9 protein-coding genes and 1 pseudogene are annotated in these 16,785 nt (G+C 61.7%); 4 read left to right on the forward strand and 6 right to left on the reverse strand.

The window, feature by feature from the left end; all coding sequences use genetic code 11:
* Positions 1-449: 449 nt before the first annotated feature.
* Positions 450-857, forward strand: coding sequence for an RNA-binding S4 domain-containing protein (locus XalbCFBP2523_RS10210; protein WP_045765472.1), 408 nt, complete (start codon positions 450-452; stop codon positions 855-857).
* 91 nt (positions 858-948) lie between these two features.
* Here XalbCFBP2523_RS10210 and katG read toward each other — a convergent pair whose 3' ends face one another.
* From katG to XalbCFBP2523_RS10230, 5 genes and pseudogenes are all read right to left on the reverse strand, one after another.
* The gene (katG, locus tag XalbCFBP2523_RS10215) at positions 949-3,147 is read right to left on the reverse strand and encodes a catalase/peroxidase HPI (RefSeq protein ID WP_045765473.1); all 2,199 of its coding nucleotides are present in this window, start codon (positions 3,145-3,147) and stop codon (positions 949-951) included.
* A 494-nt stretch (positions 3,148-3,641) separates the two neighbouring features.
* A pseudogene (locus XalbCFBP2523_RS17150) lies at positions 3,642-3,841 on the reverse strand (IS3 family transposase); the annotation flags it as partial.
* 242 nt (positions 3,842-4,083) lie between these two features.
* Positions 4,084-4,464: a hypothetical protein gene (locus XalbCFBP2523_RS16370; RefSeq protein WP_152625021.1), complete on the reverse strand. Its 381-nt coding sequence runs from the start codon at positions 4,462-4,464 to the stop codon at positions 4,084-4,086.
* Positions 4,465-5,145: 681 nt separating this feature from the next.
* Positions 5,146-7,158 carry a M13 family metallopeptidase gene (locus XalbCFBP2523_RS10225; protein WP_045765475.1) on the reverse strand — a complete coding sequence of 671 codons (2,013 nt, stop codon included), beginning with the start codon at positions 7,156-7,158 and terminating at the stop codon, positions 5,146-5,148.
* Positions 7,159-7,340: 182 nt separating this feature from the next.
* A complete protein-coding gene (locus XalbCFBP2523_RS10230) occupies positions 7,341-9,467 on the reverse strand; it encodes a M13 family metallopeptidase (protein WP_045765476.1) in 2,127 nt (708 codons plus the stop codon).
* A gap of 158 nt (positions 9,468-9,625) precedes the next feature.
* On the opposite strand from XalbCFBP2523_RS10230, the gene XalbCFBP2523_RS10235 reads away from it, so the two are divergent.
* Complete coding sequence (locus XalbCFBP2523_RS10235; protein WP_045765477.1) at positions 9,626-11,218, forward strand: phytoene desaturase family protein; 1,593 nt, start codon at positions 9,626-9,628, stop codon at positions 11,216-11,218.
* Positions 11,219-11,578: 360 nt separating this feature from the next.
* Here XalbCFBP2523_RS10235 and XalbCFBP2523_RS10240 read toward each other — a convergent pair whose 3' ends face one another.
* Positions 11,579-14,341: a TonB-dependent receptor plug domain-containing protein gene (locus tag XalbCFBP2523_RS10240; RefSeq protein ID WP_045765478.1), complete on the reverse strand. Its 2,763-nt coding sequence runs from the start codon at positions 14,339-14,341 to the stop codon at positions 11,579-11,581.
* Positions 14,342-15,120: 779 nt separating this feature from the next.
* Between XalbCFBP2523_RS10240 and apbC the strand changes: the two genes are divergently transcribed.
* Both apbC and dcd read left to right on the forward strand, forming a co-directional pair.
* Positions 15,121-15,972 (forward strand): iron-sulfur cluster carrier protein ApbC, encoded by an 852-nt coding sequence (gene apbC / locus XalbCFBP2523_RS10245; RefSeq protein ID WP_045765479.1) that lies wholly within the window; start codon positions 15,121-15,123, stop codon positions 15,970-15,972.
* A 128-nt stretch (positions 15,973-16,100) separates the two neighbouring features.
* Positions 16,101-16,667: a dCTP deaminase gene (gene dcd, locus XalbCFBP2523_RS10250; RefSeq protein WP_012915496.1), complete on the forward strand. Its 567-nt coding sequence runs from the start codon at positions 16,101-16,103 to the stop codon at positions 16,665-16,667.
* Positions 16,668-16,785: the final 118 nt, after the last annotated feature.

Below are 16,785 nucleotides of genomic sequence, written 5' to 3' on the forward strand. Positions count from 1 at the left end.
GATTGGGTGAGGGGGCAGACTAGCACTGGCATATGCGCACGGGGCGGTGACAGATGCGGCGCAGCCGCCAACGTCCTAGACTGGTTGCATCGATGCGCAGGTCCGCTGTCCGCCAAGCGGATGTGCGGGTGCGCGTTAGCCAAACCGAATGAAGGAGCGTGCAATGCGGCAGTTACGTGGTCATGTGCAATGGATGGGGGCCAGTGCGTTGGGGTTGGCGTTGCTGTCGGGATTGACCGGTTGCGCCGACAGGGCGCGTTGGGGCGATGCCAAGGTGCGGCCGGATCGACGGAGTGTTTGGTCGGCGAGCAACCCAGCGCGATTCCGCCACGCGCCGATGGACTGGTGGCGAACCAGCGTCAGCAGCGCTGCAATCCCGGGCAGGCGCCGCAAGGCAACATCGCGCGGTCGGGCGAACAGCCAATGCAGCTGGATTTTCGTCAACACAAATGAATGAACTTCTCGCACAAGCGGCGGCGGTTCGGTTGGATGTCTGGCTGTGGGCCGCACGCTTTTTCAAGACCCGCAGCCTGGCCAAGCAGGCGGTGGAAACCGGCAAGGTGGAGGTGGCCGGGCAGCGGCCGAAATCCTCGCGCGCCGTGCGCGTGGGCGAGTGCTTGCGCGTGCAACGAGGCGATGAACTCTTCGAGCTTCAGGTGCTGGGGCTCAGCGACACGCGTGGCCCGGCCAGTGTGGCGCAGGCGCTTTACCAAGAAAGCGAGCAGTCGCGGGAACGGCGCGCGCAATGGCGCGCGCAGCAGCGTGCCGAACGCAATGGTTATCAGGCGCCCGAGAGCAAGCCAGACAAGCGAGCGCGGCGGCTGATCCGCGCGCTGGGCGATCTCGACGCGTTGTAGGCGCGGTGCGTCGCGCGATGCCACACGTCGCGATTGGTCGCCGCGATTGCCGCAGGCTCAGGCGTCGCAGTCGGCGCTTGAGCCGCCAACCTCATGCGGCCAGGTCGAAGCGGTCCAGCTGCATCACCTTGGTCCAGGCGGCGACGAAATCGCGTGTGAACTTCTCTTGCGCATCGGTGCTGCCATAGACCTCGGCCACCGCGCGCAGTATCGCGTTGGAGCCGAACACCAGGTCGACGCGGGTGCCGGTCCATTTCAGACTGCCGGTGCTGCGATCACGGCCTTCGTAGAAGTCCTGCAGTTGCGAGGTGGCTTTCCAGTCGGTGCGCATGTCCAGCAGGTTGACGAAGAAGTCGTTGCTGAGCACGCCAGGGCGGTCGGTGAAGACGCCATCTGTGGACTGCCCGGTGTTGGCGCCGAGCACGCGCAGGCCGCCGACCAGCACGGTCATCTCCGGCGCGGTCAGGGTCAGTAACAGTGCCTTATCGATCAGCATGGCTTCGGCCGACACCGTGTAGCCAGGTTTGGCGTAGTTGCGGAAGCCATCGGCGTTCGGTTCCAGGACGGCGAAGGACTCCACATCGGTCTGCGCCTGCGAGGCGTCCATGCGTCCTGGCACGAACGGCACGGTCAGCGTCTGCCCGGCCTGCTTGGCGGCCTGTTCGATCGCCGCGCCACCGCCCAGGACGATCAGGTCGGCCAACGAGATTTTCTTGCCGTTGCTCTGGGCGCCGTTGAATTGCGCCTGGATGCGTTTCAGCGTGGCTTCCACCTGCGCCAGTTGCGCGGGCTGGTTGACCTCCCAGTCCTTTTGCGGTGCCAGGAACAGGCGCGCGCCATTGGCGCCGCCACGCAGGTCCGAACCGCGGAAGGTGGAGGCCGAGGCCCATGCCGTGGAGACCAACTGGGCGATGCTCAGGCCGGCGTTGAGCAGGGCCTGCTTCAATGCGGCGATGTCCTGTGCGTCGACCAGCGGGTGGTTCACGGCGGGGATCGGATCCTGCCAGATCAACTCTTCGGCCGGAACTTCCGGGCCAAGGTAGCGCGTGCGTGGGCCCATGTCGCGATGGGTCAGCTTGAACCAGGCGCGGGCGAAGGCGTCGGCCAATTGTTCCGGATGCGCCAGGAAGCGCCGCGCGATTGCCTCGTAGGCCGGGTCGGCGCGCAGTGCCAGGTCGGTGGTGAGCATGGTCGGCAGGTGCTTCTTGGACGGATCGTATGCGTCGGGAATCACCGCATCGGCGTTCTTGGCCACCCACTGGTGCGCGCCGGCCGGGCTCTTGCTCAGTTCCCACTCGTACTTGAACAGAAGTTCTAAGAAGTCGTGGTTCCACTGCGTCGGCGTGGTGGTCCAGGTCACTTCCAGGCCGCTGGTGATGGTGTCGGGGCCTTTGCCGCTGCGGAAGGAGTTGAACCAGCCCAGGCCCTGCATTTCCAGCCCTGCGGCTTCTGGATCGGGGCCGAGATAATCGGTCGAGGCGGCGCCGTGGGTTTTGCCGAACGTGTGGCCACCGACGATCAGCGCGACGGTCTCCTCGTCGTCCATCGCCATTTCCCCGAACGTGATGCGGATATCCTGGGCCGACAACAGTGGATCGGGATCGCCATCGGGACCTTCCGGGTTGGCATAGATCAGCCCCATCTGCACCGCGGCCAGTGGGCGTTCCAGATCGCGGGTGTTCTTCTGCTTCCCGTGGGCGTAGCGCTCTTCACTGCCCAGCCACGTCGTTTCGCGTCCCCAATTCACGTCGTGGTCCGGTTCCCAGGTGTCTATACGGCCGCCGGCGAAGCCGAAGGTCTTGAAGCCCATGGACTCCAGTGCGACGTTGCCGGTGAGGACCAGCAGGTCGGCCCAGGAGATCGCTTGACCGTATTTTTGCTTGATCGGCCACACCAGGCGCCGCGCCTTGTCCAGGTTGACATTGTCCGGCCAGCTGTTGAGCGGAGCGAAGCGCTGTTGCCCACGGCGGCAGCCGCCACGGCCATCGCTGATACGGTAGGTGCCGCCGCAATGCCAGGCCATGCGGATGAAGAACGGACCGTAGTGGCCGAAATCGGCTGGCCACCAATCCTGCGAATCGGTCATCAGCTTGCGTAGATCCTGCTTCAGCGCTTGGAAGTCCAGGCTTTTGAATGCCTTGGCGTAGTCGAAGTGCGTGCCCAGCGGATTGGAACGGTCGGAATGTTGGTTGAGCAGTTCCACCCGCAGTTGATTGGGCCACCAGTCGCGGTTGCTGGTGCTGGTGCCGGTCGTGGCGTGGTTGAAGGGGCACTTCGCTTCGGTCGTCATGAGCAATTATCTCTCTACGTGAACATGTGGGGAGCGATGGGTCGCAGCAGTGGCTGGAATGGAAAAACAGACGGTGGGCGTGTGTGTTGGTGGCAAGGGCAGGTCAGGGGCAAGGCGTTCGTTCGCCGGCTGTGCGGCAAAGAGTGAGTGCTTGCTGCGGTGCTGTGGTGGACAAGCGCATCTGGCGAACTTCATATGGCAGATGTGCAAACGATAGAACGAAAGTTTTATTGGTGTAATTTGAATAAAATTACTGAATCGATAGTTTTATCTTATCGATTGTGCTGAAGGCTCGTCCTGTCCTGCTGTCATGCCCTTGCGTTCGCATGCTGCCGATGGCTCGCGATGTTGCGGCGTCGGCGTCCCTCGATGTTGAGTGGCCCGCTGGGCAGGTGTAGTCGATGGACGCTGTGTCCGAGCGCATCGCCTAAGGTCGGGTCATCAAGCGTCTGAATCGCCCAGGGTTCCATAGACGCGCATGACCCTCGTTGCGCGTGGCGCCGCCCGAACTCTACAGGCGACAGATCGTCATTGGAACGATGGCGGTGGTTGTGGGGTTGTAGAGCATCTCGATGTAGTCGAACGCGTCGGCGCGTGCGGCGTCTTTCGTGGGATAGATCCGCCGCCTGATCCGCTCGCGTTTGAGCAGCTCGAGGAAACTCTTCACCGGTGCGTTGTCTTGGCAGTTGCCGCGCCATGCTGCATAGATATGGCATGAAAACGTGGCTTGCACCATCGCCCACCTAAGCGCGCAGCCCTTCCGCGCACATCCAGCGATACACGCGATGACGGCTGGAGCGCTCGCCCAGATCGCGCATGTCCTTGCAACTCAGATGACTGTATTGCTTTCACATGACAACACCCCGCGTGATTGCGGGGTGTTGCACTTGGAAGTGGAGTCCAAGCAGTTCGATTTACAGACTCGTCCTACGCAGATCAACGATTAGGGAGAATTTGGAGTTGATTGCCCCTGATAATAATGATCCCTGGTTTGGATACGGAAGCGGATGCATATAATCCAGCTATACCGTGACCATTGCTGCAATCACGCTGTGACATCGCCACAACGCTTTGTGTGATACCGACCTGGAAGGGTATTGTGTCGTTGTTTTGGGGGTTTCCATTGGCCGAGCGTACTTGCGCGCAACCCGTGGAGTTATTGGTGGTAACCTTTATAGCCACGACGTCCGGCCTCCAGTTCTGCACGTTGTACAACACAGTGTCGGGTTGTTGCGCGTCAGCCGCTGTAGCGGCACTTGTGGTCATTACAAACAGGGCGCACAGCACGATCTTGCAAATATTCAAATCAGTGGCCATCATATTGCTCCAAAAAATAAATTTTTGAAAATATAAGTGCGAACTTCAGATAAAATCGTAATTATCAAATTATAAACGCGAGACACGCTGCATCATTTACATGAATAAAGCATGCGATGCACTTTCAAGCAAGGTGGGCAATTGGTCAGCAGCTCCTTGCCATTGCCGATTGATACGGCGAGAAGCACATGAAACATGTAGGCACGGCGATACGCAAATTATTCGAATGGTTACGCATTGTTTCAAAGCGCCTAAGTGGATTTTCTAACTTCTTAAAATTGCATCGCATAACTATGATGTCGAATCGATTATTCAAAGGCAACATTGAAAATATAATAATGTGGTTAGCGTCACGATATTTAATATTGATTAGTGGATTGTATATGGTTAACTCGGATTCATTGATGATGGAGAGATCCGTTGACCAACCTCAAAGAAAACGAGTCCATTGTAAAATAAGCGTTTTGCCAGCATTGGCCCCTGTAGCCACGATGAATCGAGCAATAAAAGTGGGTTGCTGTTCTTGGCCGATGCCGAGATTCACCGGATGACCTGAGCAAAAAATGGGCGAGGGTATGACGTGTTCTGTCCCGGGCCATGCGCCGAAGAAAAGTCGCGACCAACACGACGACGGCGCGGTTGTCCGCGCCGTCGTGCATGGAGTTGCTTATCCGATAGCAGTTACGGCCACAGGTGAATCTGCTCGGCGTCGCTTCGCACCATCGGCTGTCCTGCTTTGCAGCTGAAGGTCGCGGCGAAGGCCGGTTGGTTGGCCAGGGGGCCGTTGGTGCGCCAGCGGCCAGGCGCGTGCACGTCGGCGGTGACGCGTTGCACCGCTTCGCTCGGCGATAGCTGCTGCGCCCACAGGCCTGCCCAGGCTGTGTAGAACGCTTGCTTGCCGGCATCGCTGGCGGTGGGTTGGGCGGCGGCGTAGGCCTGCCAGGCGAGTTCGACGCTGCCGATGTCGGTCAGGTCCTGGTATTGGGTAAGCGTGCCGTTGACTTTGGCGCCTTTCACACCGGGGAAATCATAAGCGCCGTATTGCGTGGCGGCGCGTGCGGCCAGTGCGTTCCAGGCGTTCTTGTCCTCGGCGCTCCACCAAGTGCGCAACTGGCCCTGGGCATCGACCTGACTGCCCTTGTCGTCGATCGCGCCGATCAATTCGTGCGCGACCAGCGCCGCATAGCTGCCGTATAGCGCAGCAGCGTCGCCGCCGCTAGCGAATACGGGCGGTTGCAACACGGCGGCGGTGACGATCAGGCGGTTCTGGGCGATGTCGTAGGTCAGTGCTGGTTGCTGCGGCAACACGTCCCAGCGGCGGTCGGCGTTGCCCTTGCCGATGCGCTTCATTTCTTCGCGATGGCGCCAAGTGGAAGCGATCAGCATGTTGCCGCCGAAGCTGCCGCGGCCGGTTGGTTGCAGGGTGTAGTCGAGGTCGCGATGCGGTGCGCCGACTTCGATCTTCAGGGCGGCCAGCTTGGCTTGCGCTTCGGTGCGTGCGGGTTCGCTGAGCCAGGTACTACGCTTGACTGCGGCGATCTGCGCATCGCGCACTTGGTCGGCGATGGTCTCGGCTTTGTGGCGGGTGTCGGCGTTGAGATAACGGGCGACGTATTCGTGGCCGAGCATTGGCCCGGCAGCGACGTTGATCGCGTCCAGCACCTGTGCCCAGCGTGGCGGTGGCGTGGGTTGGCCTTCCAGTACGCGGCCGCGGAAGTCGAAGTTGGCGTCGCGGAAGCTCTTGGACAGGTATGGCGCCATCGCATCGCCGACGCGCCAGCGCAGGTAGGCCTTCCACTGCTCGGGCTTGATGCTGAGGATCATGCCGTCGAGTTGCTTGAACATGTCCGGATCGGCCATTGACACCAGGTCGTCGTTGACGCCCTGTGCCTTGAGGAAGGCGTCCAATTGCAGATTGCGATACTGCTTGTTCAAGTCCTTGGTGGAGATCGGCGCGTAGTTGTTGAACGGGTTGTTGATGCCGGCCAGGGATTTGGCGCTGCGCGCCAGCGCGGTTTCGATCTGCAGCACCGACTGCACGTCGGCGTCGAGCGTGGCCGCTGGTGCGCCGGTCAGGGTCAGGATCTGTTTGACGTAGGTCCGGTAGCGGCCCATCAGCGCCAGTGTGTCGGCGTCGGTGCGGGTGTAAAAGGCCGGGTCGGGCAGACCCATGCCGCCCTGCATGAAGTAACCGATGTGGCGGTCCAGCGCCTTCAGGTCGACGTCGGCGCCGAAATTGAACGCGACCGGGATGCCGATCTGATGTAGCGCGGCGATCGAGGCTGGTACGTCCTTGGCTTTCTTGATCGCATCGATGCGGCTGAGGAGCGGCGCAATCGGAGTGGAGCCATTTTTCTCCACCGCGGCCTCGTCCAGGCCGCTGGCCCAGAAGTCGCCCAGTGCCTTCTGCACTTGGTTCTGCGGTGACTGCATTGCCGCGTCGAGCAGGTCGCGTTGCTGCTGTTGGGCGTGCTCGGCGAGTTGGCTCAGAGCGGTGACTGCGCCGGTTTGCGGCACCGGGTTGCGCTTCAACCAATCCGCATTGGCGTCGCCGTAGAAATCGCTGCAGGCGGCGCTGACGGCGGGGGGCTTGGGGGCAGCGGCATGTTTCTTTTTGGGCGCAGCATCGGCGGTGGATGCCAGGGCGATCAGGCCGAGGGTGACGGCAAGGGCAAGCGGACGAGCAATGAGCATCTGGAACGCATCCGGTCAGGAATCAAGTCGGCAAGTTTAACAAGCCGCGACGTGCAACTGTGCCGATGGTGCGTGGTGTGTCGTGCCGCGCGCGTCGGCAGTGGCACGCTGCGCGTTTGCCAGGCAAGGAAAAGGCCCGGACATGCCGGGCCTTTTCGATGGACGCCGCGTGTGTGCGGCGTTTACCAGATCACCACCTGCTTGTCGCCGCTGCGCACCATCGGGGCTCCCGGCTTGCACTGGAACGCTGCGGCGAACGCCGGCAGGTTCGAGGGAGCGCCGATCGCACGGAACTGCGACGGGGCGTGCGGGTCGGTGATCAGCAGCATCATCGCGGTCTGCGGAGTGTATTTGGTCCGCCACACCGTGGCCCAGTTGATGAAGAAATTCTGGTCGCGGGCCATGCCGTTGACCTTCGGGTCGTCCTTGCCCTCGGTGGCTTTCTTGAAGGCATCGTAGGCGGTGGTCAGACCGCCCAGGTCGGCGATGTTTTCGCCCAGGGTCAGCTTGCCGTTGACTGGTTTACCGTCCACTTTGTAAGCGTCGAACTGCTTGACCAGTTTGCCGGTGAGCGCGGCGAATTTCTTGGCGTCGGCCTTGGTCCACCAGTCTTCCATGTTGCCGGTCGGCCCGAAGCGCGCGCCCTGGTCGTCGTAGGCGTGGGTCATCTCGTGGCCGATCACCGCGCCGATGCCGCCGTAGTTGAACGCGTCGTCGGTCTTCGGGTCGAAGAACGGCGGCTGCAGGATCGCCGCGGGGAACACGATCTCGTTGCGCTGCGCGTTGTAGTACGCGTTGACCGTTTGCGGAGTCATGTCCCACTCGGTCTTGTCCACCGGCTTGCCGATTTTGCTCAGTACGTACTTGTAGTTGAAGGCGTTGGCGGCGCGCACGTTGTCCAGGTAGCTGTCGCGCTGCGTGTTCAGGCCGCTGTAGTCGCGCCACTTGTCCGGGTAGCCGATCTTCGGGGTGAAGGTCTTCCATTTGTCCAAGGCTTTTGCCTTGGTTTCCTCGCTCATCCAGGTGAGCTTTTCGATCCGCGCCTTCAACGCTTGACGCAGGTTGTCGACCAACTGCTCCATCTTGGCCTTGTCGTCGGCGGAGAAGGCAACCTTGACGTACATCTGGCCCATTGCCTCGCCAGCGCCGTCCTGGATGCTGTGGAGAACGCGCTTCCAGCGCGGCTTCATCTCCGCCTGGCCGTTGAGTTCCTTGTTGTAGAACGCGAAACGTTCTTGTACGAAGGCATCGCTCAGGTACGGCGAGGCGTTATCCACGGTGTGGAAGCGCAGATAGGCGCGCCACACCGCCGGATCGGTATCGCCCAATGCCTTGCTGACCTCCTGGTGGAAGGCGGGGATTGCCAGCGAGAACTTCTCCGGCACCGCCACGCCTTGCGATTCGAAGAATTTGGTCCAGGGGAAGTTCGGAGTCAGCTTGTCGGCTTCGGCCGGGGTGATCGGGTTGTAGGACAGCGCTTCATCGCGCGACAGTTGTTCGATTGACTTGGAGACTTTGGCCAAGCGCGTTTCCAGCGCCACCACGTCCTGCGCTTGCTTGGCGGCGTCGGTCGTTGGCACGCCGGACAGTTCCAGTACCTTGGCGACGTGTGCCTGGTACGCCTTCAGCTTGTCCTTTTTGTCGGCATCGAGGTAGTAGCCGCGGTCGGGCAGGCCGAGGTCCCCTTGCATGGCGTAGGCCATGTTCATGGACGAGTTCTTGTAGTCGGGCCCCGCGTAAAAAGAGAACAGGGTTTTCTCGCCCTTGGCCGCGCTCTGGCGCAGGTAGTCCGCCACCGCTGGGCCATCCTTGAGGTTGTCGATCGCGCTCAGCTCGGCCTTCAGCGGGGCGAGGCCTTGCGCGTTGATCTTGGCTTCGTCCATGCCGGAGGCCCAGAAGTCGCCGACGATCTTTTCCACGCCCTTTGCGTTGGTTGCGGCGGCAGCCTGTTCGGCCAGTTGGTGCTGCACGGCGACCGAGCGCTCCTCCAGGATCGAGAACGAGCCCCAAGTGCTGCGGTCCTTGGGGATCTCGTGTGTGGCCAGCCATTTTCCGTTGACGTAGCCATTGAAGTCGTCGCAGGCGTTCTTGCTGGGATCCAGATCGTCGATGTTGAATGCGCTGTAGGGTGGCAGCTTGCTGGTGTCGAGGGTGAGTTCGGCCGCGGCGGGCGCGGGGGCTGGTGCGGTTGTCGCGGCGGGCTTGGCGGTGTCGGCGGCGGGGGCGGCCGCGTCGTGCTTGCCGCAGCCGCCCAGTGCGGCGCTCACGGCGAGGGACAGCAGCAAGATCTTAGGGGGGCGAAGGGTCACTGTGAGGCTCCAGGCCAGCGTGGATACGGAATGGCCCGGATGGGCCGAGGGCAGACTCTATCGTGCTTCAGAGGGGGGCAGGGGTGTCGAAGGTCATGGGCATGGCGTGATGGTCGACCACGCTGCCGCCGCCACGGGACTCGCTTACCATGCCCGCAATGCGCAGCAAGCCGCCATGCGATGCCGTGATCGTGGGGGCCGGCCACAACGGCCTGGTCTGCGCCGCGTATCTGGCGCGGGCCGGTTGGACGGTGACGGTGCTGGAGCGGCGCGGCGTGGTCGGTGGTGCTGCGGTCACCGAGGAGTTCCACCCAGGATTCCGCAACTCGGTGGCGTCGTATACGGTGTCGCTGCTGCAGCCCAAAGTGATTGCCGACCTCGATCTGGCCGGGCATGGCCTGCGCATCGTGCCGCGACGCCGCAACAATTTCCTGCCGTTGCCGAACGACCGTTATCTACTGACCGGCGCTGGCCTGACCCAGTCCGAAATCGCCAAATTCTCCGCGCGCGACGCCGCTCGCCTACCCGCCTACGAGGCGCGGCTGGAATGCATTGCCGACGTGCTGCGTGCGCTGGCGTTGCAGCCGCCACCCAACGTCACCGAGGGCGGCTGGTGGCAGGCGCTACCGGAGTTGCTGCGTGCCGCTCGCCTCGGGCGGCGCCTGCATGCATTGGAGGCGACCTTGCGCCAGGAGTTGCTGGATTTGTTCACGCTCTCGGCCGCCGAGTATCTGGAGCGCTGGTTCGAGAGCGAACCGGTCAAGGCCTTGTTCGGCTTCGACGGTATCGTCGGCAACTACGCTAGCCCGTACACGCCGGGTTCGGCCTACGTGCTGTTGCACCATGTGTTCGGCGAAAGCAACGGGGTCAAGGGCGCCTGGGGGCACGCGCTGGGCGGCATGGGCGCGATCACGCAGGCGATGGCCAAGGCCGCAGTCGCGGCCGGCGCCCGCATCCGTACCGATGTCGGTGTGGCTGAGATTTTGGTCAAGGACGGACGCGCAGTCGGCGTGCTGACCGAACGTGGCGAACGTGTGTACGCGCGGCATGTGGTCGCCAACGTCAATCCCAAGTTGCTTTACGAACGCCTGCTCGACCCCAGGCACGTGCCGGCCGCCACCTTGGAGCGCATGGCGCACTGGCGCTGTGGTTCCGGCACGTTTCGCATGAACGTGGCGCTATCGCGGTTGCCCACGTTCCGCGCGTTGCCCGAGCCAGGCGATCATCTCACCGCCGGCATCGTGCTGGCGCCGAGCCTGGGCTACATGGATCGTGCCTACCACGATGCGCGTGCGCAGGGCTGGTCGCGCGACCCGATCATTGAATTGCTCATTCCGAGCACGTTGGATACATCGCTGGCGCCGCCCGGTCAGCACGTGGCCAGTCTGTTCTGCCAGCACGTAGCGCCGCAATTGCCGCAGGGGCGTTCGTGGGATGCGTATCGCGACGTGGTCGCGGACCTGATGATCGCTACCGTCGAGCGTTACGCGCCGGGTTTCGCCGCCTCGGTGTTGGGGCGGCAGGTGCTGACTCCGCTGGACCTGGAGCGCACGTTCGGTTTGGTCGGCGGCGACATTTTTCATGGTGCGTTGAGCCTCAACCAGTTGTTCAGTGCGCGGCCGATGCTTGGCCAAGCCGCGTATCGCGGTGCGATTGCTGGCTTGTTTCTATGTGGGTCTGGTACGCATCCTGGCGGTGGCGTGACTGGCGCGCCCGGCCACAACGCGGCGATGGCCCTGTTGCGTGGTTGAGCTGCGTCGCTGTTTGCGCACAGTAAGGCAAGCAAGCGCGCATCGGTTCGAGCGAGGCGATCGTGGAATAGGCGGCGCGGCCTAGCGTGGATTCGTGGCGCGATGGCGGACGCACCGCGGTGTGGCGATGTCTGTCGATATGGTCGCCTCGTCTGTGGACTTCAAACGCCGCCGCCTACTCTGCCGGGCGCGAAGGGCGGTGTGTGCGCTTATCAAAAGCGCGTAATTTTCGCTTGGCGGCGATGTGTCATGGGCCGTATATGCCGTGAAGTGGTGATGATGTACGTACAAAATTCCAATTACAGCGTACGCAAAAAAGCCCACCCGCGGGGGTGGGCTTTTCCGATTGTGCGTATCCGCTTACTTGCCGAACGCGTAATGCATTTGCAGGTAGTACGCGCGGCCGTACACGTCGTAGTTGTAATCGTTGTACGCCCAATATGTGCTGCCAGGATAGGACTTGTCGAGCGGCGGCATCTTGTTGAACACGTTGGTCACCATCAGCGACAGCTCCATGCCCTCGAATGCCTTGTAGGTGATGCTGGCGTTGTGGGTGATGTGCGAAGGAAGTTTCCCGCCTCGCGTTCCGGCATAGCCATCGGCGTTCAATGTCGCGGCATAGTTGGGCGTCTTGTCGAACCAGTTGGCATACCAGGTGGTCGAGAAATCGCCGATATCCCAGGTGAGCGCCGCATCGGCCTTGCGCTTGGGATCGGTACTCCAGTATGGATCGTTGAGCAGATCCACTGGGGTGTCTCCGGCGTAGCGCACGTACTTGTGGCGCAGGTTCTGGGTGTAGCTGACAATACTGCTCAGGTCACCCCAGCGTCCCAGGTCGTAGCCATAACGTAAGGAGGCGATGACTGTTTCCAGTTTCTGGTTGGAGATGTTGATCTTCGGCGTATAGATGGTGGCGAGTTGGCCCGTCGAATCGCGGGTGACCTGTGATTCGGCGGCTTGGCACAGTGCCGAGCTGGGGGAGTCGATGCCGGCGCGGCAGCGGTAGTCCTGCAGGCTCAGCGCATCGGAGCTTTGCAGGGTGACTTCATCGCTGATATCCCAGTTGAGATAGTCGACGGTCAGGGCCATGCGCTCCACCGGCGACCACACGAAGCCTGCGCTCCAAACCGTGGCGTTGATCGGCTTCAGCCCCAAGTTGCCGGACTGCGTGCCGAAGAACTGGGCGCTGGAATACTGTTGTGGGCAATTATCGGTGTTGCCTGGCAGGTAGCCGCGCTGTGCGCACTGGTAGTAGTCGGTCACGGTGTTGTAATAGCCGCTCTTGCCTTGGTAAAGATCGGACAGGGTCGGTGCACGGAACGCGGTGCCGTATTTGCCACGCAGCAGCAGCGATTCGAACGGACGGTACTCCAGTGCGACGCTGTAGGTCGGCTTGTCGATGGTGCGGCCGCTGGCCTTGAACGCGTCGTAGCGGCCTGCCAGGGTGATGGTCAGTGGGTCGAAGACCGGCATCCGCAGTTCCGAGGTCAGCGCGTAGCGGTCGCGCTGACCACCGCCGGACACCGACGTCAGGCCCCAGATATCACCGTTGAGGATCGCAGGATCCGGGTCGTAGTACCATTTCTGCTTGCCGTATTCCCCGACGACGGCTAAGCCAGCATCGCCACCGGGCAGGCTGAATAGCTTGGCGTTGGTCGCTTGCAGACGAATCATGCCGTCGGAGGTTTTGCTCTTGTTGGTGGCATAACCGGTGAAGCTGGCGAATTCCTGTTGACTAATCGGCTGGTAGAACGCCGCGTAATTCGGCGAATAGACCGGGTAGGTGCCATAGATCGGGTCCACGCCGAGTTGCGGTCCGAGCACCTTGTCGATGAAAAATTGATCGATTGCTGCTTTGTAGCGGACGAAAATGTTTTCTTGGAGTTTGTACTGCGTGTAGGTGACGCCGGCATCGTAGTCCCAGGTCGATTGGCCGAGTGTGCCTTTGGCACCAAACGTGACGCGCACCGACTCGCTCTTGTCGTGAGCCATGGTGTCCTTGATGCCATTGACGCCCATTTCCTCTGGCGCAAAACTGCGTTGCAGGTTGACCAGATCTTTTATTTTCGGGTCGTAGTAATAGCCGAAGTCTGACGCTGTGTTCCACCAAATCAAGCTTGCCCCAGGGTGGTACTTGGTTTGTTCGTGGTTGTAGAGCGTGTCGCCGTAGAGTTGCACGTTATCATTTATGTCGTGGGTGCCGTGCAGGTAGACTTGCGCGGATTTGAGGCTGCTGTTGAGGGTTCGATAACCCGGCATGTAGGCCGAACCGCAGTAATATTCATCGCCAAAACCGACCCGGCGCTGCAAAGCTTCGGTGCCATCGAACAGGCGGGAGACGTTCTGGCATCGCGCTGGATCCAGGAAGTGGTAGCTTGTTTTCTTACCGTAGACCAGAAAGTTGCGTCCAACCAATTGTGGGGAATACCCCTGGGTGTTGAACTGCTTGGTCAGGTCGCGCTGGTAGGCCCAGATCGGGTCCTTTTCCTCGTACTGCACGCCTCCCAGTAAGCTGGTGCGGCCATCGGAGGAGGTCCAGCCATCGGCGAAGGTCGCGCGGAAGTTGTTGCCGCCGCCTTCGAAGTAGCGGCCGCCACGGATGCTGAACACCGCGCCGTCCAGCTTCTTCTTGAGGATCACGTTGATGACGCCGGCGATGGCGTCGGAGCCATACAGGGCCGATTGGCCGCCCGGCAGAATCTCGATGCGGTCGATCAGGTCGATCGGAATGCCGCTGATGTTGTTGAAGGTATCGGTGCCGTCGTACAGCGCGGGGTAGTTCGACATCGGACGGCCGTCGATCAGGTATTTCACGTACCCCTGCGGCAGGCCGAACAGGCTGACGGACTTCGCGCCCTGGGTGAAGGTGTTGGAGCTTTGCCCGCCTTCCACTCCGCCGGTGGCGAAGGAGCTCTTCTGCAGCACTTCGGCGACGCTGCTGAAGCCGCGAGCCTTGATTTCCTCGGCATCGATCGTGGTGACCGGGGTGGCGATCTCGATCTGGCTTTGCGGAATCAGCGAGCCGGTGACGGTGATCTTGCTTAGGTTCGTCGTCTTGTCGGTTGACTTGCCATCGGATGCGCTGTCCTGCGCAAGGGCGTTGAACGCTGTTGGGAGCAACATGGCCGAGACAAGTGCGGCACTGAGTTGGCGATGCATGAAATAACGAGTGTGACGAGCAGTCATGATTTTTCTGTTCCCGAAAATCAATCGATGAGAGGGGGGACTCGGCCTCGTGCCACGACATGTGTGTCGAAAGTTGGATCGCTTCCCGCGATGTGACCAAACGTAACACGGACTTAACGGTTGACTTTATGAGCCTGTCTCTTTTTTTGTCTACGGACTGCATATGTCTGGATTCAATGGCAAACATCGGTGAAACAGCCGATTACGTGCAGCGGATGACCGATTCGCATCATGTTGGGGCGTTGTATGTACATGATGCTGAATGGATGCGTTGGGCGAGCAGGCGAACGACGTGCGGTGCCTAACGAATGCATGTCTGGAGGTGGCGCTGGTGTCCGCGGGCGACGCACGGCTCGCACCAGATCGGTGATTCTGTTTCTCCCGGATGGGGCGGGAGCGGCGAGTGACGGTCACGATGCGTGCCTTGCGCGCCGTTGCCGGTGCGCTTCGATTGGCGTGCCCGCGTCGGGCCATCGCGTCCGTACACGGGGCGTTCGGGTGCCGATTGCGCAAATTTGCGCGGCAGGCGTGGGTACAGAGGCACATGGCCGAGGATGGCGAATGCCTCGCACTTGTATAGTCGTATGTCCATCTGATCCCTCGCGTCGCGACCGCTGGGTCAACAGCCATGGTCGCGGTGCGGTCCTGTCCCCGTCTCCCGCTTGCCGCGCAGTGCCCTGCGTGCAAGCGTTTCATTTCATTCGATGAGTTTCCCAATGACCGAACATCTCCGCCTTCCCGCCCACGCCGTCCAGCCCAAACTCGCGCCGCATCCCCGTATCCGTAATGTCATCGCCGTCGGTTCCGGTAAGGGCGGGGTGGGCAAGTCCACCACGGCAGTGAATCTGGCCCTGGCCCTGCAGCGTCAGGGGGCACGGGTCGGGGTGCTGGATGCCGATGTCTATGGGCCCAGCGTGCCGGCGATGCTCGGGTTGAGCGGTCGGCCGGACAGCCCGGACGATAAGACGATCGAACCGATGCGCGCTTTTGGCATCGAGGCGATGTCGATCGGCCTGCTGGTGGACCAGGACACGCCGATGATCTGGCGCGGGCCGATGGCGACCTCGGCGTTGACGCAGTTGTTCGCCGACACGCTGTGGGACGACTTGGACTGCCTGCTGATCGATCTGCCGCCGGGTACCGGCGACATCCAGTTGACCCTGGCGCAGAAGATCCCGGTGGCCGGTGCGGTGATCGTCACCACTCCGCAGGATATCGCCACGCTGGACGCAAAAAAGGCGCTGAAGATGTTCGAGAAGGTCGAAGTGCCGGTGCTGGGCATCGTCGAGAACATGGCGATGCACACGTGCAGCCAGTGCGGCCATGTTGAGCATGTGTTCGGTGCGGGCGGCGGCCAGCGCATGGCGCAGGAGTATGGAGTGCCGCTGTTGGGGGCGCTGCCGCTGGCGATTGCGATCCGGGAGCAAGGCGATGCCGGCACGCCGATCGTGGTGGCGGCGCCGGAGTCGGTTGCGGCACAAGCCTATATGGCCACGGCGCAGCGCTTGGTCGAGGAGTTGCGCAAGCGGCCGCGTGCGGCCATCCCGATTGCCGCGGCGTTGCGTTGAGGGCCGGAGCCGCTCGGCGAATGGCCCACGACCAGCTAGAATCGCCGGCTGTTGCGGCCCGTTTTCGGCGTCGGTCGCGTTTCCGGCGTGCAGGCCGTGGCCTGCCGCCATCGGCATCAGGACTACCCATGAGCATCAAGAGCGACCGTTGGATCCGCCGCATGTCCGAACAGCACGGCATGATCGCGCCGTACGAACCGGGCCAGGTCAAACAGGTCAATGGCGAGCGCATCGTCAGTTATGGCACTTCGAGTTACGGCTATGACGTGCGTTGTTCGCGCGAATTCAAGGTGTTCACCAACATCAACTCGACCATCGTCGATCCCAAGCACTTCGACAACGGGAGTTTCGTCGACATCGAATCGGATGTCTGCATCATCCCGCCCAACAGTTTTGCCTTGGCACGGACGGTGGAGTACTTCCGCATTCCGCGCAGTACGCTGGTGGTTTGCCTGGGCAAGAGCACCTACGCGCGCTGCGGCATCATTGTCAACGTGACCCCGCTGGAGCCGGAGTGGGAGGGGCACGTGACCCTGGAGTTCAGCAATACCACACCCCTGCCAGCGCGCATCTATGCCAATGAAGGTGTCGCGCAGATGCTGTTCTTCGAGTCCGACGAGATCTGCGAAACCAGCTACAAGGACCGCGGTGGCAAGTACCAGGGCCAGACCGGCGTGACCTTGCCCAGAACCTGAGTTTCCCTTTCGATCACGAGGGCCCCCCAGACAAGCGCTGCTGGCACGATCCGAGCGCTGGCGCCGGGGTGTTCAACGTCCGTCGTTGATCCGCCACGCCGCCGCCATGTGTCGGTGT

It is taken from the genome of Xanthomonas albilineans (assembly GCF_002939705.1).
Taxonomy (GTDB): Bacteria; Pseudomonadota; Gammaproteobacteria; order Xanthomonadales; family Xanthomonadaceae; genus Xanthomonas_A; species Xanthomonas_A albilineans.

Excerpts from the sequence above, each read along its gene's own strand:
- dcd (WP_012915496.1), top strand. The coding sequence starts at position 16,101 with ATGAGCATCAAGAGCGACCGTTGGATCCGCCGCATGTCCGAACAGCAC.
- XalbCFBP2523_RS16370 (WP_152625021.1), bottom strand. The coding sequence starts at position 4,464 with ATGGCCACTGATTTGAATATTTGCAAGATCGTGCTGTGCGCCCTGTTT.
- XalbCFBP2523_RS10240 (WP_045765478.1), bottom strand. The coding sequence starts at position 14,341 with ATGTTGCTCCCAACAGCGTTCAACGCCCTTGCGCAGGACAGCGCATCC.
- apbC (WP_045765479.1), top strand. The coding sequence starts at position 15,121 with ATGACCGAACATCTCCGCCTTCCCGCCCACGCCGTCCAGCCCAAACTC.
- XalbCFBP2523_RS10235 (WP_045765477.1), top strand. The coding sequence starts at position 9,626 with ATGCGCAGCAAGCCGCCATGCGATGCCGTGATCGTGGGGGCCGGCCAC.
- XalbCFBP2523_RS10210 (WP_045765472.1), top strand. The coding sequence starts at position 450 with ATGAATGAACTTCTCGCACAAGCGGCGGCGGTTCGGTTGGATGTCTGG.
- XalbCFBP2523_RS10225 (WP_045765475.1), bottom strand. The coding sequence starts at position 7,158 with ATGCTCATTGCTCGTCCGCTTGCCCTTGCCGTCACCCTCGGCCTGATC.
- katG (WP_045765473.1), bottom strand. The coding sequence starts at position 3,147 with ATGACGACCGAAGCGAAGTGCCCCTTCAACCACGCCACGACCGGCACC.